Source organism: Pseudomonas aeruginosa, assembly GCF_001457615.1.
GTDB classification, from domain to species: domain Bacteria; phylum Pseudomonadota; class Gammaproteobacteria; order Pseudomonadales; family Pseudomonadaceae; genus Pseudomonas; species Pseudomonas aeruginosa.
On record NZ_LN831024.1, the window covers coordinates 2,573,919 to 2,600,383 of the forward strand.

The 26,465-nt window shown below is 63.4% G+C and carries 23 protein-coding genes and 2 tRNA genes; 16 read left to right on the plus strand and 9 right to left on the minus strand.

What is annotated here, in order from left to right:
* The first annotated feature begins 392 nt into the window (after positions 1-392).
* The 3 genes from AT700_RS12075 to AT700_RS12085 all read left to right on the plus strand — a co-directional run bounded on the left by AT700_RS12075 (position 393) and on the right by AT700_RS12085 (position 4,358).
* Positions 393-3,371, plus strand: coding sequence for an ATP-binding protein (locus tag AT700_RS12075; RefSeq protein WP_048521071.1), 2,979 nt, complete (start codon positions 393-395; stop codon positions 3,369-3,371).
* A gap of 90 nt (positions 3,372-3,461) precedes the next feature.
* Positions 3,462-3,995 carry a ProQ/FINO family protein gene (locus AT700_RS12080; RefSeq protein ID WP_003099002.1) on the plus strand — a complete coding sequence of 178 codons (534 nt, stop codon included), beginning with the start codon at positions 3,462-3,464 and terminating at the stop codon, positions 3,993-3,995.
* Positions 3,996-4,284: 289 nt separating this feature from the next.
* Positions 4,285-4,358, plus strand: a tRNA-Cys gene (locus AT700_RS12085).
* A gap of 391 nt (positions 4,359-4,749) precedes the next feature.
* Here the strand turns inward: AT700_RS12085 and AT700_RS12090 are convergent.
* Entirely contained in the window at positions 4,750-5,790 is a 1,041-nt protein-coding gene (locus AT700_RS12090; RefSeq protein WP_003102461.1) for a hypothetical protein, read from the minus strand.
* A 423-nt stretch (positions 5,791-6,213) separates the two neighbouring features.
* Between AT700_RS12090 and AT700_RS12095 the strand changes: the two genes are divergently transcribed.
* Positions 6,214-6,804 carry an NAD(P)H-dependent oxidoreductase gene (locus tag AT700_RS12095; protein ID WP_012614078.1) on the plus strand — a complete coding sequence of 197 codons (591 nt, stop codon included), beginning with the start codon at positions 6,214-6,216 and terminating at the stop codon, positions 6,802-6,804.
* 324 nt (positions 6,805-7,128) lie between these two features.
* Positions 7,129-7,995: a tryptophan 2,3-dioxygenase gene (gene kynA / locus AT700_RS12100; RefSeq protein WP_003120044.1), complete on the plus strand. Its 867-nt coding sequence runs from the start codon at positions 7,129-7,131 to the stop codon at positions 7,993-7,995.
* Positions 7,996-8,026: 31 nt separating this feature from the next.
* Here the strand turns inward: kynA and AT700_RS12105 are convergent, their stop codons facing one another.
* Entirely contained in the window at positions 8,027-8,587 is a 561-nt protein-coding gene (locus AT700_RS12105) for a GNAT family N-acetyltransferase (protein ID WP_003120045.1), read from the minus strand.
* A gap of 14 nt (positions 8,588-8,601) precedes the next feature.
* Complete coding sequence (locus tag AT700_RS12110; protein WP_003102469.1) at positions 8,602-9,039, minus strand: Lrp/AsnC family transcriptional regulator; 438 nt, start codon at positions 9,037-9,039, stop codon at positions 8,602-8,604.
* 132 nt (positions 9,040-9,171) lie between these two features.
* Between AT700_RS12110 and AT700_RS12115 the strand changes: the two genes are divergently transcribed.
* On the plus strand, positions 9,172-10,071 hold the full coding sequence (locus AT700_RS12115) for a DMT family transporter (protein WP_003116840.1): 900 nt from the start codon (positions 9,172-9,174) through the stop codon (positions 10,069-10,071).
* 62 nt (positions 10,072-10,133) lie between these two features.
* Here the strand turns inward: AT700_RS12115 and AT700_RS12120 are convergent, their stop codons facing one another.
* Entirely contained in the window at positions 10,134-10,736 is a 603-nt protein-coding gene (locus AT700_RS12120) for a nitroreductase family protein (protein ID WP_003113348.1), read from the minus strand.
* A 345-nt stretch (positions 10,737-11,081) separates the two neighbouring features.
* Between AT700_RS12120 and alkB1 the strand changes: the two genes are divergently transcribed.
* Positions 11,082-12,230: an alkane 1-monooxygenase AlkB1 gene (gene alkB1, locus AT700_RS12125; RefSeq protein ID WP_003102475.1), complete on the plus strand. Its 1,149-nt coding sequence runs from the start codon at positions 11,082-11,084 to the stop codon at positions 12,228-12,230.
* Between the two features lie 111 nt (positions 12,231-12,341).
* Complete coding sequence (locus AT700_RS12130; protein ID WP_003113347.1) at positions 12,342-13,949, plus strand: methyl-accepting chemotaxis protein; 1,608 nt, start codon at positions 12,342-12,344, stop codon at positions 13,947-13,949.
* A gap of 10 nt (positions 13,950-13,959) precedes the next feature.
* Here AT700_RS12130 and AT700_RS12135 read toward each other — a convergent pair whose 3' ends face one another.
* Positions 13,960-15,303, minus strand: a complete 1,344-nt coding sequence (locus AT700_RS12135; RefSeq protein WP_003102481.1) for a response regulator — start codon at positions 15,301-15,303, stop codon at positions 13,960-13,962.
* Between the two features lie 77 nt (positions 15,304-15,380).
* Here AT700_RS12135 and AT700_RS12140 point away from each other — a divergent pair, with 77 nt between their 5' ends.
* From AT700_RS12140 to AT700_RS12160, 5 genes are all read left to right on the plus strand, one after another.
* Positions 15,381-16,793 carry an ATP-binding protein gene (locus AT700_RS12140; RefSeq protein ID WP_003120048.1) on the plus strand — a complete coding sequence of 471 codons (1,413 nt, stop codon included), beginning with the start codon at positions 15,381-15,383 and terminating at the stop codon, positions 16,791-16,793.
* A gap of 113 nt (positions 16,794-16,906) precedes the next feature.
* Positions 16,907-16,993: transfer RNA gene (locus tag AT700_RS12145), tRNA-Leu, on the plus strand.
* Positions 16,994-17,408: 415 nt separating this feature from the next.
* Positions 17,409-17,777, plus strand: a complete 369-nt coding sequence (gene lecA, locus AT700_RS12150; RefSeq protein ID WP_003102492.1) for a PA-I galactophilic lectin — start codon at positions 17,409-17,411, stop codon at positions 17,775-17,777.
* A 273-nt stretch (positions 17,778-18,050) separates the two neighbouring features.
* Complete coding sequence (locus AT700_RS12155) at positions 18,051-18,392, plus strand: hypothetical protein (protein WP_003120049.1); 342 nt, start codon at positions 18,051-18,053, stop codon at positions 18,390-18,392.
* A gap of 118 nt (positions 18,393-18,510) precedes the next feature.
* Positions 18,511-18,918 (plus strand): hypothetical protein, encoded by a 408-nt coding sequence (locus tag AT700_RS12160; protein ID WP_003102495.1) that lies wholly within the window; start codon positions 18,511-18,513, stop codon positions 18,916-18,918.
* Between the two features lie 58 nt (positions 18,919-18,976).
* On the opposite strand, the gene AT700_RS12165 is transcribed toward AT700_RS12160, so the two are convergent.
* On the minus strand, positions 18,977-20,740 hold the full coding sequence (locus tag AT700_RS12165; protein WP_003102498.1) for a putative bifunctional diguanylate cyclase/phosphodiesterase: 1,764 nt from the start codon (positions 20,738-20,740) through the stop codon (positions 18,977-18,979).
* Positions 20,741-20,997: 257 nt separating this feature from the next.
* Between AT700_RS12165 and AT700_RS12170 the strand changes: the two genes are divergently transcribed.
* Positions 20,998-21,207 (plus strand): hypothetical protein, encoded by a 210-nt coding sequence (locus AT700_RS12170; protein WP_003102501.1) that lies wholly within the window; start codon positions 20,998-21,000, stop codon positions 21,205-21,207.
* Between the two features lie 249 nt (positions 21,208-21,456).
* On the opposite strand, the gene AT700_RS12175 is transcribed toward AT700_RS12170, so the two are convergent.
* Complete coding sequence (locus AT700_RS12175; protein WP_012614082.1) at positions 21,457-22,944, minus strand: SulP family inorganic anion transporter; 1,488 nt, start codon at positions 22,942-22,944, stop codon at positions 21,457-21,459.
* A gap of 356 nt (positions 22,945-23,300) precedes the next feature.
* Here AT700_RS12175 and AT700_RS12180 point away from each other — a divergent pair, with 356 nt between their 5' ends.
* Positions 23,301-23,813, plus strand: coding sequence for an anti-virulence regulator CigR family protein (locus AT700_RS12180; RefSeq protein ID WP_003090028.1), 513 nt, complete (start codon positions 23,301-23,303; stop codon positions 23,811-23,813).
* A 126-nt stretch (positions 23,814-23,939) separates the two neighbouring features.
* On the opposite strand, the gene ctpH is transcribed toward AT700_RS12180, so the two are convergent.
* Complete coding sequence (gene ctpH / locus AT700_RS12185) at positions 23,940-25,646, minus strand: methyl-accepting chemotaxis protein CtpH (protein WP_078801532.1); 1,707 nt, start codon at positions 25,644-25,646, stop codon at positions 23,940-23,942.
* 168 nt (positions 25,647-25,814) lie between these two features.
* On the opposite strand from ctpH, the gene AT700_RS12190 reads away from it, so the two are divergent.
* Positions 25,815-26,102 (plus strand): hypothetical protein, encoded by a 288-nt coding sequence (locus AT700_RS12190; RefSeq protein WP_003102510.1) that lies wholly within the window; start codon positions 25,815-25,817, stop codon positions 26,100-26,102.
* Positions 26,103-26,176: 74 nt separating this feature from the next.
* Here the strand turns inward: AT700_RS12190 and srfA are convergent, their stop codons facing one another.
* Positions 26,177-26,407, minus strand: coding sequence for a stress response facilitator SrfA (gene srfA / locus AT700_RS12195; RefSeq protein WP_003090022.1), 231 nt, complete (start codon positions 26,405-26,407; stop codon positions 26,177-26,179).
* Positions 26,408-26,465 lie beyond the last annotated feature (58 nt).

Below are 26,465 nucleotides of genomic sequence, written 5' to 3' on the forward strand. Positions count from 1 at the left end.
ACCTTGGACCGCCTTCGTGCGCCTGTTGCTTTGGCTGCCACGTTCGACCGAGCCGTCCCAAGGCCAGCGCTTCGGTATCGCAGCGCTTCGACGACCACTGAGAAGGTCGGCGAAGGTTGCCTCTGACTTGGGTGATAGAGGTAATAGCCCGGGAATGGATCGCACCAGCCTTCCAGCACGCTACCAGGTTGCCCTCGGCGATGTGCGGCTCGAACTGGGCTTTCGAGTGCAGGCATGCCACGGCCAGGGCGCACGTCATCGCAAGCGGCTTCATCGATCTAGCCGGCGACGCGAAAGAGTCTAGGGTTTTCGCGAGCCGGGCATAAGGCGGCTGTCAGAGCGAGTGTCGACAGGCGTGGGTTCCTGGGAAAAGTATCCATCTACCTGCTAACATGGCGGCATCGTTGCCGATGTATCCGCAGGCTCCGGGTCGCGGATGCGCTGCTTTCTGTCCGGCCGGAGAACTTTGCCATCGTAGACTCGACATGCTGACAAGGTCGTTGCTGTCCGCGGTCTTTTGCCTGTTGCTGATCGCTCTGCAGCCGCTGCCCGTCGAAGCCGAATCCATCCTGCCGGATGGGCGTACGACGACAACGATGCGTCCCTGGCTCGATAAACGAGCCAGGCAGTGGCTGGATGCACGGGAGCCGCTGACGGTAGGCGTGGTTTCCCCCGACTATCCGCCGTTGTCCATCTTCTACGCAGGCTCCTACAAGGGCTTCACGGCCGATTACCTGGCCCTGGTGTTCGAGCGGCCGTTGCGCGTCAGGGACTTTCCGTCGCGGCAGGCGGCAATCGACGCGTTGTCGCAAGGGGAGATCGACCTGCTTGGCGTCGGTAGCGAGGTCGAGGCCCGACAACACGGCTTGCTGGCATCCGCTGCGTATCTTTCCGACCGGCCGGTACTGGTGTCTTCCAGCGGTGCCCCGTTCGATTCGCAGGCGGAGTCCTGGCTGGCCACGGTCAAGGGCTATCTTCCCGCCGAACGTATCAAAGCTGCCTATCCGCACAGCAGGATCATCTGGTTCGACTCGCCGCAGCTTGCCCTGGAAGCGCTGAGCATGGGGGATGTCGATGGCGTGCTGGGGGACGCAGTTTCCACGCACTACCTCATCCAGACCCATTACCTGCTGAACTTGCGCATCGAGAACTTCGCACCCATCGACAGCCAGGGTTTCCGTTTCCTGCTCCGGCCAGGTGACGAACCTCTGCTCGCGCTCATCGATCGCGCCCTGCCGCATATTAGCGGGCGCTACGGCGACGAACTGTTGCGCAGCTGGAGCGCCGGGCGGCGCCTGCGCTTCGACGAGCCCCGGGTGACGCTGTCGCCGGCGGAGCAGCGTTGGCTCTCCGCGCACCCGGTCGTGCCGGTGGTGATCAACCATTCCCTTGGCGCGCTCGGGCAACTGGATAACGAGGGGAGGCTGAGTGGTATCGGGCGTGACTATCTGGACCTGATCGGCAAGCGCAGTGGCCTGCGGTTTTCCTTCACTGGAGCACGCAACTTCGTCGAGACGAAAAGTCGACTGGATGCGGAGGAGGCACTGGTTACGCCGACCATGCCTTCGTCGGAGCGCTTCGATTCCGGCCTCGAAGTGCTGACGCCCTATCTACGCAGCGCCACGGTGCTGATGGGCGCCCGCCAGGGTGGCCGGGATGAAAGGGTGGGGCGTGTCCATGGCCTCGCGGACCTGGCGGGCAAGCGATTGGCGACGACGATTGGCTATTTTCTCAACGACTTCATTCGACGCGAACACCCGGAGATCAAGCTCCAGGTCTATCCGACCTTCCTCGCCGCCATGCGCAGCGTAGACGCCGGCCAGAGCGAGGCCGCCATCAGCAGCGACTATACCGGTCGCTATCTGTCCGCCCAGCATTTCGAGAACCGGATCCAGGTCGTCGGTATCCTCGATGACCTCTCCATCCCGATCAGCATCGGCGTGGCGAGGAACCAGCCGGAGCTGCAGGGCATCCTGGAGAAGGCGCAGCTGGCGATCGCTCCGGAAGAAGTGGCGGAAATCCTCCACCGCTGGGAGCCTCGCTTCGCCAAGGGAGGGGCGGACTTCTGGCGCGATCACCGGAGCAAGATTCTGCAGATCGGCGGATTGTTCGGCGTACTGATTTCCATCTCCCTCATCTGGGGTTTCTACCTGATGCGCCAGGTGCGCAAGACCCGCCAGGCAGAAGAGCAAGCCGACGCTGCCAACCGTGCCAAGAGCGTGTTTCTTTCGACGATGAGTCACGAGATCCGCACGCCATTGAATGCGGTCATCGGCCTGCAGGAACTGGTGCTGAAAAAGGGCGAGAAGGGCGTGTTGGACCTAGATTCGCTGAGCATTGCCCAGGAGGCCGCCCAAGGGTTGCTGCTTCTGCTGGGCAATATTCTCGATTTGTCGCGGATCGAATCCGGTCGGTTCGATTCAGCTCCCGAACCAGTGCTTCCTGGCGAGTTGATCAGAGGAATCCTGCCGTTGGTTGGTGGGCTGACGCGGCAGAAGAATCTTTCCCTGGCACTGGAACTCGACGGGGATCTCGAGCACTGGGTGCTGGTGGATCCCCTGCATTTCAAGCAGGTGTTGTTCAACCTGCTGGGCAATGCCATCAAGTTCACCGAGCGCGGAGGGGTAACGGTGCGGGCGGTGGGGCGGCGCGAGGCGGAGAGGCTTCATTTGCTGCTCGAGGTAAGCGACACCGGCCTCGGTATTTCGGAGGAGGACCAGGCCAGGCTGTTCCGGCCATTCTCGCAGGTCGGCTCGCCTGCGCTTGGCCAGGCGTCCGGCAGCGGCCTGGGGTTGTATATCAGCCGACGCCTGGTGCACCTGATGGGCGGCCAGATCAGCCTGCGCAGCGAACTGGGCAACGGCTCCTGCTTCTCGGTCGAGTTCGATCTTCCGCTGACCGAGCCTCCGCCCAGCGAGTCCAGCGAAGCGCGTTCCGGAGTTGCCGAGGTCGAGGAGCGGAAAGAGGCAAGGGCGCTCTCGATATTGCTTGCGGAAGACCATCCGTTCAATCGGCTGACCCTGACCATGCAATTGGAAAGCCTTGGGCACCGGGTGACCTCCACGGAAGATGGCGAGGAAGCATTCGAACGTTGGCAGGGCGAAGACTTCGACGTCGTGATTACCGACGGCATGATGCCGCGGATGGATGGCTACGAGCTGGCGCGACGGATCCGGTCGCAAGAAGCCCTTGGCGGTCGGCGTCGCTGCTTGGTGATAGCGCTTACCGCCAGCGCCGAGAAGGATGCGCTGGAGCGTTGCCTGGCTGCCGGCATGGACCGGGTCCTGTTCAAGCCGACTACGCTCGATGAGCTCGCTCGGGCGCTGAACGGGGGAGAGCCGCTCATGCCTACGAGCGTCGATTCGCAATGAAAGTGCCCGACTGGTTGCCGTTTTGCGTGCCGCGAGCGGATGTATCGGGTAATCTCTCGCAGAAATGAACCAGCACTAGTGAAGCGAACGATGGGTTTTGAACAACTTGCCGAGCTGAGAGACCGTCTGCGCGCACAGGCGGCGCAGGCGAAACCGGCTCAAACCAAAAGCTCCGCGGGACGCGCGAAGAAACGTGAAGCCGTCGAGCCGGGAGTCGAGGCTATCTGGAGGCTGCAACGGCATTTTCCGCTGGCGTTTCCGAAAAGTCCCGCGGCCAAGGTTCCGCTCAAGCAGGGCATCCTCCAGGATGCGCAGCAGCACCTCGAACTACTGGGAATCACCGCCGAACAACTGAAACAGGCCATCGCCACCTGGTGCCAGGGCAGCCGCTACTGGAGTTGTATGGTGGAAGATGCGCCGCGACTGGATCTGCAAGGCCAGGTTGCCGGCAAGGTAACCGCCGAGCAGGCGGTGTATGCGCGGCGGCAGGCGTCTCGCCGGCAGCGCGAGCAGATGCGCGAGAAGCGCGCCAAGCGTGCACAGGCGGGTGGCGAAGCGCCGGCCGCCACGGAGGCGCCGACGCCTGAAGCGCCCGCAACCGAAGCGAGCCCCGAGGCGAACTGATCGCCGGGGCAGGGCGCGTCGGATCCTGGCGCGCTCCTCGGTTGCCGGTCGCTGCGGGCCCATTTCGCGGACGTCTGGGCCCGTTTCTCCCGGCTTGTGCTACGCAATAGCCTGATCTGCAAAGTTTTTTTCGTAGAGCGCTTGCCAAGCTCGGCGAATCCGTCCATAATTGCGTCCATTCCAGCGATGGGTGAGCTAAAAATCTTTTGAAATCAAAGGGTTATAAGTTCAAAATCGCGCCAGGAAAGAAATTTCAGCGATATGCCAAACGCATGTCGCTTCGCTCAAAGGCTGAGTAGCAGAGTGGTTATGCACCGGATTGCAAATCCGTGAACGCCGGTTCGATTCCGACCTCAGCCTCCAACAGGAAAGCCCCGTAGCTCAGTGAGTTACGGGGCTTTTTTCTTTCCTGTCCGGTATTGCTGAAGCAAGTTCCTTGGGGTGCCCCCATAACGCTTTCATACTTTTACGGTCTCGCAACCGCCTCCCTTTCCCGATAACCGCTCCGTAATTGCTACTTTCCCGGAGTGTCCGAGGAGTACCCCAGCACCTGTCACGTTTTCGGCCGTTGCCTGCAATCCAGCCCCGTGCGCGGCTTTCATCTGGACGCAAGATCCGGTCTGGGTCGGTCATCGGCTGGTCGTCATCGAACATGACCAGCCGAGCCGGTCTGTCCTGCCGCCTGCCTTCCGGGCCTCTATCGATCAACCGTTGTGGCGACCGCGAGCGGAAGGCGCTCGGCGGAGGGCCCGTTTCATCTTGCCTTGCGTTTCAAGGAAACCGGCAGGCCCCAGGTCAGGTCTTCCATGCCTGCTTCGCCGAGTATCTCGGTTTTCATCGGCTGGATGCGCGCGAGCACCTGGCGGCCCGTTTCATCCAGCCTTGGCTGCTCGCGATCGATGAACCTTTTCGTCAGCTCCATGGGCGCTGGCCTCATGAAGACCTGGATATCCTGCAAGGCGCACTTGATGTTTTGCGTGTCCACGGCCTTGCAGGTCTTCCTGTCATAGCTCACGGCCGGGGTCTTCAAGTGGAACCGATCGCTGAGCAGGATCTGCCCAGGCTGAATGGTGAAGGACAGCGGGGCATAGGCGTCGGGTATCTGCGCTTGCAGCTTGATGGAGGGAACGTCCTCGATCTTCGTGCCTTCGGCCCAACCGGCATCCGAGACCATTTCCCGCTGGCTGTATTGCTGCTCGGTCCAGCCCACGCATTGGCCGGAGGCCATGTGCACGGCGCTGCAGACATTCTGTGTGTAGGTTTTGTCTGCATAGGAGGCGTCGCGCCAGTAGTTCTCCTTCACGAACCGGCGATACAGCACGGCGGACAGGTTCACCGAACCAAGTGGGCTGGCAGCCGGCTGCCCCTTTGGCGCCTTGATCTGGGCAAGGGTGCTGTCGATCTTGTAGTCGATCCCTCCGGACAGCAGGTAGGTTCCCGGCGGGACGATGTTGACCTCGAGGAAGTCCCACAGATAGACGGCTTCCTTGATCTTCTCCAGGTCGTTGTTGGCAAAGGCCTGCATGTAGGCGATCCCGGGCACGTCCTTGTTCTTGAATATGACCCGATGCGAGTAGCTGGAGAGGTCCGTCACGCTCTTGTTGGGCATGAGTGCCGGTACCAGCACCACGGACATGCCTTCGCGGGTAGCCTCATCGATCATGTTCAGGAGCTGGTTGGTGGGGTTCTGCTGGGAGCCGCCGAGTCCGGCGTTGCCTAGGGAGGCGCAGGCTGACAACAGGCTTGCCGGGAGCAGGATCGCGAAGGGGCTCAGACGCCGAGCGATGGTTTTCATGAGATATCCTTATCTATACGGGCCAATGACTTAAGGCGAGTGCGGGAAGAATCCTAATCTACTCCTTGCGGATTCCCAAGGAGCGTTCGTCCCGCGCGTAGGAAGGAGCGTTTGAGTCGAGCGCGTCACAGCCTGTTGCTGCAATCCTGGGTACTCACATGCGTTCGAATGCTGGCGAGCCAGTGCGTACTGCGTTGGTGATGGCTCGCTGCGGGTAGAGTTCGTGCCGGTCATCGAGGGCTGGCTGCGTGGGGGCGCAATGAAGACGCGCATCCCAGCTCTTCTGGCGATTCGTGAGTGCGGATCAAATCTGTTTTACCGCCGTACGACTTTTTCCGTTCCCTGCGCCTATCTAACCTGCCGCTCTCTTCAACCCGGGATCGGCAGGCATCTCCGCTGCGGTTCCAGCATGTACGGAACACCATGAAAAACATTCTCCTGCTCAACGGCGGAAAGCGTTTCGCCCATTCCGACGGTCGCCTCAACCAGACCCTGCACGAAACCGCCCTGGCCCATCTGGACCGCCGTGGCTTCGACCTGCGCCAGACCCTCATCGACGGTGGCTATGACATCCCGACGGAGGTGGACAAGTTCCTCTGGGCCGACGTGGTGATCTACCAGATGCCCGGCTGGTGGATGGGCGCGCCATGGACAGTGAAGCGCTACATCGACGAAGTCTTCACGGCCGGACACGGCAGCCTCTATGCCAACGACGGTCGTACCCGCTCCGACAGCACGCAGAAATATGGCAGCGGCGGTCTGGTGCAGGGCAAGCGCTACATGATCTCGGCGACCTGGAATGCACCACGGCAGGCGTTCGACGATCCGAGCGACTTCTTCGAGGGAAAAGGCGTGGATGCGGTGTATTTCCCCTTCCACAAGGCCAACCAGTTCCTCGGCATGTCCGGCCTGCCGACGTTCCTCGCGGTGGATGTGATGAAGCGCCCGGACGTCCCGGCTACCGTCGCTGCCTACCAGGCGCACCTGGACAGGGTGTTCGGGCGCGCCGGCTGAGTTCGACGGCGGGCCTCGTGTCGCTTCGCTGGATGGAGTGGCGGGTCGAAATCCAGGCTCTCGGGACGAGGCCTAATGGTCACGGATCCGCTATCCGGGCTTTTCTCGGCCACGACCCGCGAGTGATCCGAAATTCGATTTTTCCATCGATCCGTCGAATTAGATTTCATCGGGGACGGGCGGGAAAGGATGCTTTGCACGAATATTCGAATGGGCGCATCGTAAAATGAGCGCGCTTCGACCGTGTCGAAGCCACCCCCGACAACGTTGCCGGCAGGTCGCTCATCGACTTCCGACGCCTGCCGCCGAATTCAGGAGATTCACATGTGTCCTTGCCCTCACTCCCAGGCCCAGGGAGAAACGGACGGAGAGGCTGAGTGGCATAACGCCGCCCTGGACTTCACCCATGCGATGAGCTACGGCGATTACCTGAAGCTGGACAAGGTTCTGGACGCCCAGTTCCCGCTTTCGCCCGACCACAACGAAATGCTGTTCATCATCCAGCACCAGACCTCGGAGCTATGGATGAAGCTGATGCTCCACGAACTGCGGGCCGCCCGGGAGCACGTCAAGTCAGGCAAGCTCGGTCCGGCGCTGAAAATGCTCGCCAGGGTTTCGCGGATCTTCGACCAGCTGGTACACGCCTGGGCGGTGCTGGCCACCATGACGCCGACCGAGTACAACACCATCCGCCCGTACCTGGGCCAGTCTTCCGGTTTCCAGTCCTACCAGTACCGCGAGATCGAATTCATCCTCGGCAACAAGAACGCCACCCTGCTCAAGCCCCATGCTCACCGTGCCGAGCTGCTGGCGGCCCTGGAGCAGGCCCTGCATACGCCGTCGCTATACGACGAAGCGATCCGCCTGATGGCCGCCCAGGGGTTGCCGGTAAGCCAGGAGCGGCTCGCCCGGGACGCGGCGGCCGGCACCTGTTACGAGGCCTCGGTGGAGGCGGCGTGGCGACAGGTCTACCAGGCGCCGGAACGCTACTGGGACCTGTATCAGCTGGCGGAGAAACTGATCGACCTGGAGGACTCGTTCCGCCAGTGGCGCTTCCGTCACGTGACCACGGTGGAGCGCATCATCGGTTTCAAACCCGGCACGGGCGGAACCGAGGGAGTGGGGTATCTGCGCAGCATGCTCGATACCATCCTCTTCCCCGAACTGTGGCGGCTCCGTTCCAACCTGTAGTACCGGATGAGGCGCAGCATCCGCCTGCGCCTCAGTCGTTGCCGGCGCCTCCCGCCGCCCACTCTTGCCGCAAAAGCCCCATGAGAACGACATTCCAGCGTTCCCGGCCGACCCGGGTGGCGGAGCGGCGCAAGCCTTCTTCGCGGAACCCCGCGCGTCGATAGAGATGACGGGCGGCAGCGTTCCAGTCGTACACGTTCAATTCAACGCGCTCGATGTCGGCGTCGGCGAAGGCCTCGGCGAGCAGCGCCTCCAGCATCGGTAGCCCCAGGCCCTGGCCGCGCGCGCTTGGCGCCAGGACTATGCGAGCCAGGCGGACGACGCCGTTGCGGCGGTCGAACAGCAACTGGCAATGGCCGATGACCTGGTCATCCCGGCAAGCGCTCCAGAGCAGGCGCAGCGGCGGTCGCCGGCGGCTTTCCGCGAGGTCTTCATGCATCTGCTCGAGGCTCAGCGGATGCCGCAGGGCGGGGCCGGCCCATTGCACCAGCTCCTTTTCCGTGGCGAACCAGCGTTGCAGGATTGGGAAGTGTTCCAGCTGGAACGGGACGAGTTGCAATTCCGGGACGGAACCCGTGCCGGGTGTGGGCATGCGGAGTGCCTCGCTCAGGTCATCGGGGGGAGCCGGCGTTTAACCGGGGACTTCTTGACGATGGCGGTGTTGGTTTCCGCGTAGCCGTTGATCCTGTCCAGCAGCGTGTCGAGCTGTTCCATCGAACGAACCTGGAGGCGGGCGATGAAGCAGTCGTCACCGGTGACCTTGTCGCACTCGGTGAACTCGGCGATGTCCTGGATCTGTCGCTCGACCTCGTGCAGCCTGCCGGGCAGGGGGCGGATGCGCACGATCGCCTGGAATTGGTAGCCGAAACAGCGGGGGTCGACATCCAGGGTGTAGCCGCGGATCACGCCGCGTTCTTCCAGCTTGCGCAGGCGTTCGGCGACGCTCGGGGCCGATAGCCCGCTGACCTGGGCGAGAGCCTTGAGGGACAGTCGCGAGTCAGCCATGAGGGCGTTGATCAGGCGTTGGTCGATGTCGTCGGTCATGTCGGCCTCGAAAGTTTTTTTTCAAAATAGCCCTGATAAAAAAGGTCGTCACGGGTTTTTGCCTGAGTAATGCGATGGAGGGCTGGAAGACGACTTTGGATAATCATAGGCCTGTCTTGCGGGAGAGCGCCCATGAACGATCCGATCCGTCGCGGTACGCTGGAAATGACTTCGGCCATGCTGATCTGCGGCACCATTGGCTGGCTGGTGCTGCTCTCCGGGCAGCCCGTGCTGGACGTGGTGTTCTGGCGCTGCGTATTCGGTTTCGCCACGCTGCTGGTCGCCTGTGCCGCGCTGGGTTTCCTGCGCCGCGGCAGCCTGGGGCGCGAGGCGTTCCTGCTGGCGCTCCTCAGCGGGGTGTTCATCGTCGGCAACTGGGTATTGCTATTCGCATCCTACTCACGGGCTTCGATCGCCATCGGTACCGCGGTCTACAACGTCCAGCCGTTCATGCTGGTGGGGCTAGGCGCGGTGTTTCTCGGCGAGAAGGTCACTGCGCGCAAGCTGGGCTGGCTGGGGCTTTCGTTCGCCGGCATGCTGGCGATCGTCAGCGCCCACGGCGACAGCGACGCCCCGCGCGGGGACTACCTGTTCGGTATCCTCCTGGCGCTCGCTGCCGCGCTGCTGTATGCCTTTGCCGCGCTGATCGTGAAGCGCCTGCAAGGCACGCCGCCGCATCTTATCGCCTTGATCCAGGTGGGCACCGGCGTGCTGATGCTCGCACCGCTGGCGAACCTTGCCGAACTGCCCCGGCACGTTGCTCCCTGGGCCAGCCTGGCGACCCTGGGAATCGTCCATACCGGGCTGATGTACGTACTGCTCTACGGCGCCATTCAGAAATTGCCGACGGCGCTGACCGGTGCCTTGTCCTTCATCTATCCGGTCGCGGCGATCCTGGTGGACTGGCTGGTCTTCGAACATCGCCTGAGCCTGGCCCAGTGGCTTGGCGTGGCTGCCATCCTGCTCGCCGCGGCGGGCATGCAGCAGGGTTGGAGCGTGCGCCTGCCGAGGCCGGCGGTGCGTCGCGGCTGAGGCGCGGGGGAAAGAAAAAGCCCCGCGACGAGGCGGGGCTTTTCTACGGCGATCTCGGCCGATCAGTTGCCGAAGACCTTGAAGCGTTCGCTTTCGGCGATGAAGGCTTTCTCGCCCGCCGGAGCGGCGATGGCGCCGAAAGGCATCTGTGCGCGCAGCTTCCAGCTTTCCGGCAGGTTCCAGGTCTTGTGGGTCTGCGCATCTACCAGCGGGTTGTAGTGCTGCAGGCTGGCGCCGACCTTGTGCTCGGCGAGGGCGGTCCAGACCGCGAACTGGGCCATGCCGCTGGCCTGCTCCGACCACACCGGGAAGTTGTCGGCGTAGAGGGCGAACTGCTCCTGAAGCTGGCGCACTACCGTCTGGTCTTCGAAGAACAGTACGGTGCCGGCACCGGCGGCGAAGGAATTGAGCTTGGTTTCGGTGGCGGCGAAAGCGTCGGCGGGAACGATCTTCTTCAACTCGTCCTTGGCGATGTTCCAGAACTGCTCGTGCTCGGCGCCGAACAGGACGACCACCCGCGAGCTCTGCGAGTTGAACGCGGAAGGGCTGTGCGAGACGGCCTCCTTGACCAGTTCGACGATTTTCTCCTGGGAGACGGGCAGTTGCTTGTCCAGGGCGTAGATGGTGCGGCGGTTCTTGATGGAGGAGAGGAATGCGTCAGACATCGTGAGGCTCCTTGTTTGGAAATTGGATTCGATATTAGCGACGGCCTCGATGAGATCAATGGGAAATAACCGGTGATTCCTATCGGCTGATGCGATGGATACCCGGCTTTCCCAGGAAAGCCGGGTATCCACGGTCCAGCGCGGCCGGCAGCGAGAGACGGCAAGTACGGATGAAAATGGAATATCGAGAAAGTCGATGGGCATAAAACCGCGAGGACTTGCCCTTTGATTCAGGTCAAGCAGGGTGAAGGCCGGGGAGGCGGCCAACCTTTAGTGATGGTGACCTGGCAGCCCGGCTCGGTGATGGTTCGATTGTAGGATTGTCGGACAAAACTGGAGCGCACGATGTTTGAAAATTTCTCTCCCAGCACCATGCTGGCCATCAAGAAGTACGCCTATTGGCTCTGGCTGCTGCTGGCGTTGTCCATGCCGTTCAACTACTGGATGGCCCAGGACAGCGCGCATCCGGCCTTCTGGGCATTTTCCCTGGTGATTGCGGTATTCGGCATCGGGCCGCTGCTGGACATGCTGTTCGGCCGCGACCCGGCCAACCCCGACGAGGAAACGCAGACGCCGCAGTTGCTCGGCCAGGGCTATTACGTATTGCTGACCCTGGCCACGGTGCCGGTGCTCATCGGTACGCTGGTGTGGGCCGCTGGCGTGTTCGTCGCTTTCCAGGAGTGGGGCTGGCTCGGCCGGTTGGGCTGGATCCTCTCGATGGGCACGGTGATGGGAGCGGTGGGGATCGTCGTCGCCCATGAGCTGATCCACAAGGACTCGGCGCTGGAGCAGGCTGCCGGCGGCATTCTGCTGGCCGCCGTGTGCTACGCGGGGTTCAAGGTCGAGCATGTGCGCGGCCACCATGTGCATGTGTCTACGCCGGAGGACGCTTCGTCGGCGCGTTTCGGCCAGTCGGTCTACCAGTTCCTGCCGCATGCCTACAAGTACAACTTCCTCAACGCCTGGCGCCTTGAAGCGGTGCGGCTGCGCAAGAAGGGCCTGCCGGTGTTCGGCTGGCAGAACGAACTGATCTGGTGGTACCTGCTGAGCCTGGCGTTGCTGGTCGGTTTCGGTTGGGCGTTCGGCTGGCTGGGGATGGTTTTCTTCCTTGGCCAAGCGTTCGTCGCGGTGACCCTGCTGGAGATCATCAACTACGTCGAGCACTACGGCCTGCATCGGCGAAAGGGCGAGGACGGGCGCTACGAGCGGACCAACCATACCCACTCCTGGAACAGCAACTTCGTCTTCACCAACCTGGTCCTGTTCCATCTGCAACGGCATTCCGACCATCATGCCTTCGCCAAACGCCCCTATCAGGTCCTCCGTCATTATGACGATAGCCCGCAGATGCCCAGCGGTTATGCCGGGATGGTGGTGCTGGCGCTGATCCCGCCGCTGTGGCGGGCGGTCATGGACCCCAAGGTGCGGGCCTACTATGCGGGCGAAGAGTTCCAGTTGACGGCCGAACAGAGCGAGCGGCCGGCAGCTTCCTGAGAATGGCCGGCGTCCCCGCTCCGTGCCCGAATAGCTCTTCGTTCGGGCAATCCCGCCTTGCCTGGGGTTGACTATCCTTAGCGATATCTCGGCACGGAAAGGAGCCCAGGGATGAACATTCGGCAGAGAATCCTCGCTTCGGGCGCCATCGGCATCGTGGCTGTGGTGCTGCTAGGCGGGGTCGGCTTCTGGGGGCAATTGCGGTTGGGCAAGGCGCTGTCGGAGAACGAGCTGAGCGTCAATGCGCTGCGCAACCACATGGAAGGCGACATGATGCACGACGCCTTGCGCGCCGACGTCCTGGCGGCGTTCGTGGTCCAGCCCGGCGACGGCGCGGCGGCCGAGCAGGTCCGCCAGGACCTGCAGGAGCACAGCCAGTGGTTTCGCAAGGTGGTCGAGCAGAACCAGGGGCTGCCTCTCAACGACGCCATCCACCAGGCGCTGGTCGAGTTGCGGCCCGACCTGGAAGCCTACATCGGCGCCGCCGAGAGCATCGTCGGCAAGGCGTTGCTCGATCCCGTGGCGGCGCGGGCCGAGCTGCCGCAGTTCGTCCAGGCCTTCAAGGAGCTGGAAGGGCGCAACGAAGCGCTCAGCAGCCTGATCGAGAAACACGTCGAGCAGACCAACCGGGCGCGCGAAGACAGCATGCGCTATTCCGCCTGGATGCTCGCGGGCGGCATCCTGGTCGCCTGCCTGGTCCTTGGACAGCTCTGTCGCCAGTTGCTGCGCGCCGTCCTGCAGCCGCTGCGCAAACTGGTCTCATCGGCCCGGGTGATCGCCCAGGGCAACCTGCAGGAGCCGATCGGCGTCGACAGCAATGACGAGGCCGGCCAGTTGCAGCGGGCGTTGGGCGAGATGCAGGAGAACCTGCGGCAGATGATCACCATCATCCGCCAGGAAAGCGAAGAGCTCCACGACACCTCCCAATCCATCGGCCAGACCTCGCAGTCGATCGTCCACGGCGCCAGCCAACAGGCCGACAGCGCCACCAGCATGGCCGCGAGCATGGAAGAGATGATCACCAATATCTCGCAGATTTCCGACCACGCCGACAACGCCAGGGTGATCTCGGCCAAGTCCGAGGAGCTGGCCAGCAGTGGCGGGCAGGTGATCCTCAACGTGGTGGAAGGGATGAGCCGCATCGCCGACGTGGTCAACCAGTCCTCCACCAGCATCACCGCTCTCGGCCAGTCGTCGGACGAGATCCATTCGATCATCCAGGTGATCAAGGGGATCGCCGAGCAGACCAACCTGCTGGCGTTGAACGCCGCCATCGAGGCGGCGCGGGCCGGAGAGGCCGGGCGCGGTTTCGCCGTGGTCGCCGACGAGGTACGCGGGCTGGCGGCGCGGACCACCCAGTCGACCCAGGAGATCACCGCGATGATCGAGCGCATCCGCGCCAGCACGGGGCAAGCGATCAACAGCATGGAGGCCGGCGTGAGCCGGGTCAACGAGGGGGTGTCGTTCGCCCGCCAGGCAGGGGTGTCGATCAACGAGATCCTCGATGGAACCCGTCATGCCGCGTCGGTGGTCGATGAGATTTCCCAGACCATCCGCGAGCAGTCGCGCGCCAGTGATGAAATCGCCCAGCGCGTGGAACTCATCGCCCAGCGTTCGCAGCAGAACACCCAGGCGATGCACGAGATGGCCGCCACCGCCAGGCGCCTGAACGAGGTTGCAGCGACCATGCGCTCGTCGGTGGAGCGCTTCAAGATCTGACGGGAGCCGCCTAGGTCGTCGACTCCGGGAGGCGCACGAACAGCGTGTAGCGTGCGCCTTCGATCGCTTCGAAGGCGATCAGCTTCTCGATCAGCGCCAGGTTCAGGACCTTGCCCGCGTTGAGCAGCAGCATGCCGTTGTTGGCGGTGAGGTTGCGCGCCAGCACCATGCCCGGAACCAGGTCGCGGGTGCCATGGGCACGGACTTGCGGATCGGCCAGGGTGACATCGGCAAGGGTCGTCGCGCAGACCTGGATGAACGGTTCGATCAGCTCGGGGTCGTACAGCCGGCCGGCGTATTTGCGGATGTACATCAGTGCTTCGTCGCGATTCATGCGCCGTTCGAGGATCAGTCCGCGCTGCAGCTCGACGAAATCCACCGCCAGCTTCAAGAGGCGCGAGCCCAGGGGAATGGCCTCGCCCTTGAGGTGGTCCGGATAGCCGCTGCCGTCCCAGTGCTCCTGGTGATGGCGAATCAGGCGGGCGGCGTCCTGCATCGGTTCCAGCGACATCAGCAGCGACTCGCTGAGTTCCGGGTAGCCGCGGAAACGATCGCGGTCGTGGTGATAGAGCAGGTCCGAGGGCGAGCTGAGCAGGGTGTCGTTCCAGCTTAGCTTGCCGATGTTGTAGAGCGCCGCGGCCATCGCCAGGTCGCGACCATCCGATTCGTCGACGAGGCCGCTGGCACAGCAGGCGCGGACCAGTTCGATGATTTGCTGGTTGGTCTGCTTGTCCTTGGGCAGGCGCTGGTTGACCAGCAGCGAGAAGACTTCGGTGCCGACCACGTAGCTGCGCTTTAGCTCCTCATAGGCGAGGTCGAGCATGTCGGCGGTCTGCTGCAGTTCGGCGGTGCGCGCCTGAACGCGCTTTTCCAGCGTGGCGTTGAGTTGCTGGAGGCGGTCGTTCTGCTCCTGGGTAAGTCGCTCCAGGCGCCGCCGCTCGCGCTCGGAATGCAGGTATTCGAGCGACTGGCGCAGGGTCAGCAGCAACTCGTCGTCGTTCCACGGCTTGCTCAGGTAATGGTGGATGCGCCCTTCATTGATGGCCTTGGCGATGGTTGGCAGGTCGGCATGGCCGGTGAGCAGGATGCGAATGGTTTCCGGGGAGCGGCGATGGATTTCCGCGAGCAGGGCAGCGCCGTCCATGTTCGGCATGCGGGCGTCGGACACCACCAGGTCCACGGGCCGGCTTTCCAGCAGTTGCAGGGCCTGTTCGCCGCTCTCCGCCAGCAACAGGTCGTAGGGCTGGTTGCGTAGCAGCCGGCGCAGGCTGCTGAGGATCAGCGGCTCGTCGTCGACCAGCAGCACGCTGAAGCGGATCTCCGTCTCGTTGGAAGGAGGTGCGCTATCGTTCATGAGTGTCTGTCCACCGGGTGAGTTTTGCCTGAATACTTCAGGCAAGCATAGTCCGAGTCTGGCCTGGACGAGGGCGCATGCACGCGGCGGCTGGGCGAGCGGAGGTGCGGATCATGGAGACGTTACCCATCAGGAACCGGCGCTTGCTGGTGATCGATGAGCGGCAGGCGGATCGAGACCGTGTATGCGGGTTGTTGCAGGGAACCCTAGGGGCCGAATCGCCTCCCGTGGCGCCTGAGCGGGGCTACCAGGTGGATACGGCGGGAAGCGCCGAGGAGGCATTGGGGCGGATACGCTCGGCCCTCCAGGCCGATGCGCCGTATGCCGTGGTCTTCCTCGGGATGCCGTCGGTAGGCGCGGATATTCCCGTTCTCGAGCGGTTCTGGCGTCTCGACTCCCGCTTGCAGGTCGTGGTGCATGCGCCTCCCGCCGATTTTCCGCTATTGGCGCCGTGGGCTGCGGAAGAGCGCCTGTTGCTCCTCGGCCTGCCTTTGCAGGGACAGGAGGTCCGCCAGATGGCCGGCAATCTCAGCGCCAAGTGGAACGTGACGGCTCACCTCCAGTTGCAGATGAGCCGGATGGAGGCTGCCATCCAGGAGATCACCCGGGAAGTCGGCCAGGCCAAGGAGGCGCTGGAGAAAGAGATCGGCGAGCGCAAGGAACTGGAAAGCCAACTGGTGCAGACGGAGAAGCTTGCCTCGATCGGCCACCTGGCCGCCGGCGTCGCCCATGAGATCAATAACCCCATCAGCTACGTTTCCTCCAACTACACCACCCTGGAGGAGCACGTCAGGCGTTTGCTGGAGGTACTTGAAGCCTATGAAGAGGCTCGCCCCGCGATCCGCGACGAGGCGCTGGCAAGACGCCTGGAGCAGCTCGGCGAGCGGGTCGAACTGGCCTTCGTCAAGGAGGATGTCGCCGTGTTGCTGCGCGAATCCAGGGAAGGTATAGGGCGGGTGCGCAAGATCGTCCAGGACCTGAAGAACTTCTCCCGCGTCGACGCCGAGGACGACTGGCAGTGGACCGATCTGCACCAGGGGATCGAGTCGACCCTCAATATCGTCGCCAGCGAACTGAAGTACCGGGCCGACGTGGTCCGCGAATACGGCGATCTACCCGAGGTGAAGTGCCTGCCGTCGCAGATCAACCAGGTGGTGATGAACCTGGTGATGAACGCGGCCCAGGCGATGGGGCCGGAGCGGGGTCGCATCGTGATTCGCACGGGGCATACCGTGGAGCATGCCTGGATCGAAGTGGAAGACTCGGGGCAGGGTATCTCCCCCGAGATCCTGCCGCGCATCTTCGATCCGTTCTTCACCACCAAGCCGGTAGGCAAGGGGACCGGCCTGGGGTTGTCGCTCTCCTACGGCATCGTCCAGAAACACGGCGGCACCATCGAGGTACGCAGCCAGCCGGGAGTCGGCAGCGCTTTCCGGATCGTGCTTCCCCTGGAATCACCCGGCAACCTGGGCGGAGCCCACGGAAATTAACTGTTGCGCCGGCTAGAGTAACGTAAGACAATGATTTATCTACCGTTTGGGGTGGGTCTCGGGTTGGGATGCCGGTTTGGTTCCCGTTGCCGGCTCACTTGAAGCGAGATCCTGCCCGGATGGCGAAATCGGTAGACGCAAGGGACTTAAAATCCCTCGGGGGTAACCCCGTGCCGGTTCGACCCCGGCTCCGGGCACCATCGTGTTTCCTGGCGTTCAGCCGACTTCTGCGTTCCTTCCCCGATTTTCTTCCGGCCCGCCATCGCGCGGCAATCAACGAGTCGACGTTGCCTTCTTTCCCTCCTCGGCCTTGGAGGCGTTTCATTCTAGTACGGCTCCGTATAGGGTTCGCCCTGGCTGGTGTGCGGGAGTGTTTGTGCAGCTTGAAGTAGTTGTCTTTGGAAGTTTGATTTTTTGTCGTTATCTTCTGCTCCTGCTTTTTAATTTCCTTTCCGAATATATTCAATTCACTGGCGGAATTATCCTCTTTTCTCCTGCATGAATTGGTAGGCGGTACTTCCTCGTTGCTGTGCTTTGCTGACAGGGAAGGATCGCGAATCAGGGTTTTTCGCCTCTTTCGTTTATGAACAGGAATTCATATATCGGAGATCAATCATGGCTTGGAAAGGTGAGGTTCTGGCTAATAACGAAGCAGGGCAGGTAACGTCGATTATCTACAATCCGGGCGATGTCATTACCATCGTCGCCGCCGGTTGGGCCAGTTACGGACCTACCCAGAAATGGGGGCCGCAGGGCGATCGGGAGCATCCGGACCAAGGGCTGATCTGCCACGATGCGTTTTGTGGTGCGCTGGTCATGAAGATTGGCAACAGCGGAACCATTCCGGTCAATACCGGGTTGTTCCGTTGGGTTGCACCCAATAATGTCCAGGGTGCAATCACTCTTATCTACAACGACGTGCCCGGAACCTATGGCAATAACTCCGGCTCGTTCAGTGTCAATATTGGAAAGGATCAGTCCTGATAACTTGTCTCGGAAAAAAAAGGGCCCGAATGGGCTCTTTTTTTAAATGCAAATAAAGTGAAGTTGCCCGTGTGGCCGTTATGAACGGACAGGCAGCGCTTCGCAGTTGCGACTACCAATGACAAGAGTATCGAACTCCTGGAGCTGCCGCGGTCGTGGGAAACCGAGCGAGTGGGGGCGGGGAACTGCTTCAACACGCTTCGGTCTGAACGGGAATATCGATTCCTGACCCGATTCAGAATTCCGTCCACATAGTAGACAGTACCGAAGCCGATGCCCTGCCGACTTTCCCTGGTTGTATTTCCCGCTCTCTTCTCCATTGCCGCTGGCGCCGCGGAGGAACTCAAGGACATGGCAGGTTCGACCATCGTCGTTGCCGGAAGACTCGAGGCCGTCGAATGCCCTGGCGCAGGCCTGTACGATTGCACGGGGTGGCCTGCCAACCTGTACCGTTTCGAGGGACAGGACGTGTGCCTCAGCATCGAGGCTGGCTGCGATTACAGTTGCGATGGCATTCTCAGCGAGAAGGGCGGCACGCAATCGATCCTGGTTTCCGGCTCCTATCGCGATCACATCCGCAAGGTGGAAGGCACGCAGGTCTCCTGCCCGCGCTAGAGACGCTCGGCCGAGCGCTGGAAACATCGCGAGGTGCAACGGACGGTCTGCCGCCCGCTGAAGAAGGCGAGCGGCGCGGGATGTGCTAGGGTGCCCGTTTGCAGGGAGGACCCAGGGCATGGAGCACCCATACAAGACCCCAGAGGCGGACCTGGCCGAGGAGAAGCTGACTGCGAGAGGTTTCCTTTCCGGCGGGCAGCCGCTGTGGAAGGCATTCTGGCTGTTCTTCGCTGCGGGTTTCTTATTGCTCAGCGTCGCCGCCAGGCAGGCGATGGTGGCCATTGTCGATCCGCTGATGCAGGAAGCTCCCGGCGAACATGCGGTGGCCCTGACCTTGTGGGGAATGGTCGGTGTCGAGCTGGTTAGGCTGGCCTACCTGTGCCTCAGCCTCGTCGTGGTCTGGCGCTGCGGGCGCAATTCCCGCTGGGTGGCTGCGCGCCATGCCAGCAGGGCGGTGCTGTTGGCACTGATACTCCTGACCCTTTACTCGATCTATCTGGTCTGGGCCTTGCTCGCCAGTCCCTGAGCGACGCGCTGAGGCTGGCGAGCATGCTGGTAGGGCCCATTCCACGTGCCTGCATTGGCTAACGCCGCAGCCAGTCCTCCAGTTGCTCCGGCAGCATCGGCTGGGCGATCAGATAGCCCTGGCCCTCGTGGCAGCCCCAGGCCTGCAGCAGGTGGAAGGTGTCGTGGGTCTCGATGCCTTCCGCGACCACCCGATAACCCAACTGGCTGGCCAGGCCGATCACCGCCTGGGTGACGCTCTGCGCCTTCGGCGAGCCGGCGAGGTCGCGGGTGAACGATTGGTCGAGCTTGATGGCGGTGATTGGCAGATCGCGCAGGTAGGTCCAGTTGCTGTAGCCGGTGCCGAAGTCGTCCACCGCGATGCCCATGCCAAGCTCCCGGGCACGCAGCAGCACCGAGCCGACCGCCGAGGCGTCGCGGATGAGTACGCTTTCGGTGAATTCCAGCTCGAGGGCGGAAAGGTCGATGTCGTAGGTTTTGGCGAGTCTGACGGCCTCTTCCAGGAAGCTGCTGTCTTCCATGTCCGATGCCGATACGTTGATCGCCAGCCTGAGCGGGATGTTCCGTGCGTTCCATTGCGCCAGCTGGGCCATGGCATGGCGCAGCACCCAGTCGCTGAGGGGGCGCATCAGTGCGGTTTTCTCCGCCAGGGGCACGAATTCGGCGGGGCTGACGAAGCCGAGTTGCGGGTGCCGCCAGCGCAGCAGCGCTTCCACGCCCGTGCACCTGCCTGTCGGCAGGTCGATTTTCGGCTGATACACCAGATGGAAGCCTTCTTCGGTTCCGATCGCCTGGGACAGCGAGGTCAGCAATGTGAAGGCACGCTGCTGGGCCTGGTCCAGCGGCGGGTTGTAGCGGGCCCAGCCGACACCGCGGTCGCGGGCGTCGTCGGCCGCGCTGACCACCAGGCGCAGCCAGTCCTGATCGCCGTCGAGGGGATCGTCGGCAAGCGGTAGTACGCCGAGGCCCACGTTGGCCTTGATCGGGATCCCGCGACATACGACGGGGCTTTCGAAGGCCCGCAGCAGGCGGAGGCAGACCGACTCGGTTTCTTCCTGTTGCTGCCGTGGCAGGAGCAGTCCGAAGCGCGTCGGGCTGATCTTGTAGAGAGTGAAATCCGGCAGTTCCGCGCGGATGCGGTCGCGCGCCTCGAGCATGAGGTCGTTGGAAAAGGGATAGCCCAGCGTACGGATGATGGTATTCAGCAGGGCGAGGGGCAGGAGGTCGGCGGCGATCACGGTGAGGGCGCCGTCGCGCTGCAGGCGCAGGGAAACGTCCTCCTGCAGGCGGAGACGGTTGTACAGGCCGGTTGGCTCGTCGATGTAGTTGGTCGAGCGGAGCGTATGGATACGGGCCATCACCAGCCGGGCGAAGTGCTCGAGCATGGCGACGTCCCGCTCGGCCAGCGGCCCGCGTGGTTCCCGGTCGATGACGCAGAGGCTGCCGAGGTTGAGACCTTCCGCGGTGGCCAGCGGAGCCCCGGCGTAGAAGCGGATGCGCGGTTCGCCTTGCACATAGGGGTTGTCCCGGAAGCGCGGGTCGAGGGTGGCGTCGGCCACCTCGAATACTCCCTTGCCCAGGATCGCATAGGCGCAGAACGAATCCCGTCGCGGCGTCTGCCGGATATCGAGGCCGATGCTCGCGCGAAACCACTGGCGCTGATGGTCGAGGATGGAAATGAGCGCGATGGGCGTCTGGAAGTAGGACGTAGCGGCGGCGAGGATTTCCTCGAATACCTCGTCCGCACCTTCTTCCAGCAGACCGAGTTGGTCGACGTAGGCCTGTCTCGAATGCTCGTCCTCGGGATAGGGTGGGGTTGCCATGCTGGACTCCTGGGGCTACTGCGATGTCGGGCATCGGCAATCAATGATGTCATTGTGCCTTTATTTCGTGGAGCGCGGGCTCTTTTCCCAGATTGCAGCGATGAAAGGGCGTGGAGGTTGATCGCGGTCATGCCGGTACGGCCTTCGACGCCGACGCCAGCTCTGCGAAATCGATTACCTGGTAAACGGACTCTTCCTATATCGGCCAGCATCACCGCTCGCTAAAACGGTCGCACATGCTTCCACCGAGAAAAGACATGTCCGACACGCTCTCCTTCGCCTCGCGCCTCTGCAAGTTCGTCATCCTTCTCGTCATCCTGCTGATCGGCGGCGCCAGCCTCTTCCTGTGGTGGCTGGGGCGACCTTACCAGGACGCCATGTCCGCCTTCGTCCCGTTGCTCATGCCGATGCTGTTTCTGGTGCTGGCGTTCGACACCTTTCGCGCCTTCTCCCGCCCCGGGCGCTAGGCCTCCGGGCGCGCAGGCACCGATGCAGCGCTGTATCCCCGTGCTGCCCCTGTCAGCACTGATACGTGGAGAGTCTTTGCAGGCCAGCCACTGACCCGGAGGAAGCTTCCGAATCGCCGGATCGCTACAACGCGCCAGCCTGCATGTCGTCATCTTCGAACAGTTCTTCCGCGATTTACTGACGGAGCGGCGGGCTCTCCGCCACAGCGGAAGGGCCAGCCCATGCCTGCCCGCCGAGTGGCGCTTCGCTCAATGGCCGGGGAGAATGTCCACGGCGCCCGGCTTGTCGTAGGCGCCGAAGCGATCGACCAGGGTCGCGCTGGCGGCGTTCAGGCCCAGCACGTCGACCTGCACGCCGCGCTGGCGAAAGCCCAGGACCACCTTGTCCAGTGCCGCGACGGCGGTGACGTCCCACAGGTGGGCGTGGCGCAGGTCGATGAGCACATGCTCCAGCGTCTCTCTCAGGTCGAAGGCGGCGATGAACCTGCCGGACGACGCGAAGAACACCTGCCCGCTCACCTGGTAGTGGCGGCGGGTGCCGTCGGCGGAGCGTTCGCTGTCGATATCGAGGTAGTGCCCGATCTTGTTGGCGAAGAACAGCGAGGCCAGGAGAACGCCGGCGACCACGCCGAAGGCCAGGTTGTGGGTGGCGAGGACCACGCCGACCGTCACCAGCATGACCAGGTTGGTCGATAGCGGGTAGCGCTTCAGGTTGCGGATCGACTCCCAGCGGAAGGTGCCGATGGACACCATGATCATCACCGCCACCAGGGCCGCCATGGGAATCCGCCCGACCCAGTCGCTGAGGAACACCACCATCAGCAGTAGCGCGACGCCGGCCACCAGGGTCGAGAGCCGGCTGCGCCCGCCGGATTTCACATTGATCACCGACTGGCCGATCATCGCGCAGCCAGCCATGCCGCCGAGCAGGCCGGTGGCGATGTTCGCCAGGCCCTGGCCCTTGCATTCGCGGTTCTTGTCGCTGCCGGTGTCGGTCATCTCGTCGACGATGGTGGCGGTCATCAGCGACTCCAGAAGGCCGACCACCGCCAGGGCGGCGGAGTAGGGCAGGACGATCAGCAGGGTGTCGAGGTTCAGCGGCACGTCCGGCCAGAGGAACAGCGGCAGGCTGTCGGGCAACTGACCCATGTCGCCGACGGTGCGGATGTCCAGGCCCAGGTAGATGGATATGCCGGTGAGGACCAGGATGCATACCAGCGGAGAGGGCAGCAGCCGGCCGATCCGTGGCAGCTGCGGGAAGCCGTAGACGATCGCCAGGCCCGCGGCGGTCATCGCGTAGACCGGCCAGCCGACATCGGTGAGTTCGGGTAGCTGGGCCATGAAGATGAGGATCGCCAGGGCATTGACGAAACCGGTCACCACCGAGCGCGAGACGAAGCGCATCAGCGAACCCAGGCGCAGGTAGCCGGCGAGTATCTGCAGCACGCCGCAGAGCAGGGTCGCCGCCAGCAGGTATTGCAGGCCGTGGTCCTTCACCAGGTTGACCATCAGCAGCGCCATGGCGCCAGTCGCGGCGGAGATCATTCCCGGACGGCCGCCGGCGAAGGCGATCACCACCGCCATGCTGAAGGAGGCGTACAGGCCGATCTTCGGGTCGACCCCGGCGATGATGGAGAAGGCGATGGCCTCGGGGATCAGCGCCAGGGCGACGACCAGGCCGGCGAGCAGGTCGCCGCGGAGGTTGGAGAACCAGTTCTGTTTCAGCGTCTGTAGCATCGGGATACCCAGGGGCGAGGCACGGCCCGTGCAGTCGGTCGACAGCGCGGGCCGCGGGATGGCATTGGAAAAAACAAGGGATGACGACAGGCGTTCAGGCGAACGAACGCTGGCCACGGTCGTTCGGACCGTGGCCGGAAGGGGCAGGCATGGCTATGGCGGAGTGGGCAGCCAGGTCATCGGGGAGTAGCGGGTAGTCGCTTGCAGGGAGCGGCAGCATAGCCGATTCGACAGGTTCGACCAAGCCGGCAGCTCGGGCTTTCCCTGGGTTGCGTCGCGATCGACGGCATGGAACCAAACAAGCGAAACGGTTCTAAGCTATCGAGGGATCGTCCTCGCATGGAGAGAACATCATCATGTTCAACACTCGTTCTGTGCTCGCGCTGGTCGTGAGCCTGTCCCTGATCGGCGGTACGCCTGCCGTCCTGGCCGACCCGGGCAATGGCAAGGGCAACCCGCACGGTAACCAGATGGACGGCGGAAAGGGTAACAAGGGCAACAAAGGCAACCAGGGTGGCCACGACAACCATGGCGGCCCCGGCAACAAGGGCGGCGGCGCCGGCCAGAAGGGCAACGGCGGCGGCAACTGGGACTCGGGACCGCGTATCGACGTCGGCGGGGTACGGGTGATCCTCGGCGACAACCGCGGCTACTGGAACCCGGGGCCGGCCCTGCCGCCCGGCATCCAGAAGAACCTGGCGCGCGGCAAGCCGCTGCCGCCCGGCATCGCCAAGAAACTCGACGGCCGCCTGCTAGGCCGGCTGCCGCACTACGACGGCTACGAGTGGATGCAGGCCGGCACCGACCTGCTGCTGGTGGCGGTGGCGACCGGGCTGATCTACGAGGTGCTGGACAACGTCCTCGACTGATCGAACCCTGGCTGTGCATGGCGGATAGCGCCACAACGCTATCCGCCATGCCCCCCCGTTGGAGCGGCGGATAATCGCGTTGCGGTTGTCCGCCTTACCTCATGGAAGTCGTTTCCTTACCCCAGGTCAGGCCCGCAGGCGTTGCAGGGCATCGCCCAGTTGCGCGGAGAGGCCGTGGAGATCGCGGCTGGCGGCTTCGGTCTGCTCCACCTGTTCCTGGTTGCTGGAGGCGATCGAGGCGATTTCCGTGAGGTTGCGGGAAATGTCCTCGGCCACGGCGGTCTGTTCCTCGGCGGCGGTAGCGATCTGGCGGTTCATGTCGCGGATCGATTCGACCGAGGCGGTGATCTGGCGCAGCATGGTGCCGGCGTTGGCAACCTGCTCGGCACCGGCCTCGCTGCGCGACTGCCCGCTTTCGATGGCGCGCGCGGCATTCACCGCGCCGTTCTGCACGGTATCGATGATCTGGTGGATCTCGGCGATGGACTCGGCGGTGCGCTGCGCCAGGGTGCGGACCTCGTCGGCGACCACCGCGAAGCCACGGCCGGCATCGCCGGCGCGGGCGGCTTCGATGGCCGCGTTGAGAGCGAGCAGGTTGGTCTGCTCGGCGATGCCACGGATCACGTCGAGGACCTTGCCGATCCTGCCGCTATCGCTTTCCAATTGGCGGATGACCTCCACCGTATGGTCGATCTCCTTGCGCATCTCGCCGATGCTGCGAATCGTTTCTTCCATCACGTCTTCGCCGCGCTGGGCGGAATCGTCCGCCTCGTCGGCGGCCCTGGCCGCGTCGCCGGCGTAGCGCGCCACTTCCTGGGCGGTGGCGGACATTTCCTGCATCGCCGTGGCGACCTGGTCGGTGCGGCTGAACTGCTCGCGGGTACCGGCCGCCATCAGGCTGGCGATCGCGTTCAGCGAGCCGCTGGCGCTGTCCAGGTCGCGGGTACTGCGCCGCAGCCGGTCGAAGATGTCCACCAGGAAGTCGCGCAGGGTGTTGGCGGCCAGGGCCAGCTTGCCGAGTTCGTCCTTGCGCCGGATCTCGATGCGCTCGCCGAAGTCGCCATGGCTGAGCTGGGCGATGTGCTCGATCAGGCGTTGCACCGGACGGACCAGGTTGCGGTTGACCAGCCACAGGCTGAGCAGGGCGACGGCCAGGCTGGCGCCGATCAGCACCAGGCTGCCGAGCAGCATGGTGCGCCGGGCCTCCGCGCTGATGGAGGAGGAATGGAGATCACTGGCCTGGTGCAGTTCGTCGCGCAGGGTCTGCATCTGCGCGGTGGTGGCGCGGTCGATGCCGGTCACCGCCTGGTCGCCGGCGATGGGGTCGGCGCCCGCCTCGAGGAACCGTTGCCTGCCTTGTCGGTAAGCCGTACCGAGTCGCCGGTGCTCTTCGCGCAGGCGCTCGACACGATCCTTCAACTCGCCTTCGGCCACGCTGCCCAGGCTCCCGAGGATGTCCTGCACCGCTCGCTCCTGGGCTTCGAACTGGCTCCAGTATTTCGTCTGGGCCTCCGTCTGGCGTCCGCGCAGCAGGACGTTCTTCCATTCCTGGACCTGGCCGCGGAATTGCAGGTTGGCCTCGTCGATCAGTTGCGCCGCCCGCACGGGGCCGCCGAGCAGCTCGCGGTAGGCGCGTACGTCGCCGGTCAGCGAGCCGAAGCAGGCCAGGGCTATGAGTAGCAGCGCCGCCAGGCTGCCGCCGAGCAGGACAAGGATTTGCGCACGTAGGGATTGTTGCAGCATGGAACGCCTCGATGGATTGCCAGGTTGGACCGGCACGCAGGCTGCGACGAGGCAGCCGAGGACGTCCCTGTGGCCCGGCGAGGCGGGCATGGCGCGTGTTCCGGCTCGCAGAGTATCGACAGCGGATCTGACAACTTGAGGACGACGCAGGGGCCGGGCCAGAGCCGACGAAGGGGAATAGCTGGCATGGATGTTCTGCGGGGCTTCGGTTAATCTCTGTGACGAATGTCACATTGTGCCAGTCGAAGGATCTGACTCATGGATGTCCCTCCCACCGTTCAGGATGAACAGGCCGTTTCCCGCCAGTTGCACTCGTTGAGTGTGCGCAATCTCGCTCACCTGGCCGCTGCCCTGACCCAGCTCGGCTTCGAGCTGTCGCGCAGCTCCGACCCTGGCACCCGCCAGGCGGCCAATGCCTTCATCGGCCAGTTGGCCAATATCAACCAGGACATCGATCGACAGATCGAGCTGCTCAGCGCGCTGGACGCCGACAACGTGGGGTTTCGCCTGCTGGACGAGGTGCAATACCCGGATGCGCCCGAATGAGCCGACGCCAGGAGCACGCAAAGAGTGGAGGGGGTGTGTGGGCCGAGAGCGGCAGTCTCCCGGCGTGGCGCTGATCAGTCTTCCTGGCGCAGGTCGCTGAGCATCTGCTCCCAGTACTGGTTGGCCTTGCGGTTGAGATCGAAGGCGGCTTGACGCAACTGGTCGTACTCGGCGCCGCTGTAGCCGCTTTCGCGCAGCTTCTGGCGAGCGGCGTCGGCTTCTTCGCGCAGACGGTTGTAGGTCGCCTGGTCGTCCGCCCAGGTCCTGCCTGTGCGCCGGGTGTACTTGTCCTGGGGTTCAGCCATGGGTTCTCCTTGCGGGCCGGATGGGACTTGGAAAAACGCTGCGCTGAACAGACTTTTT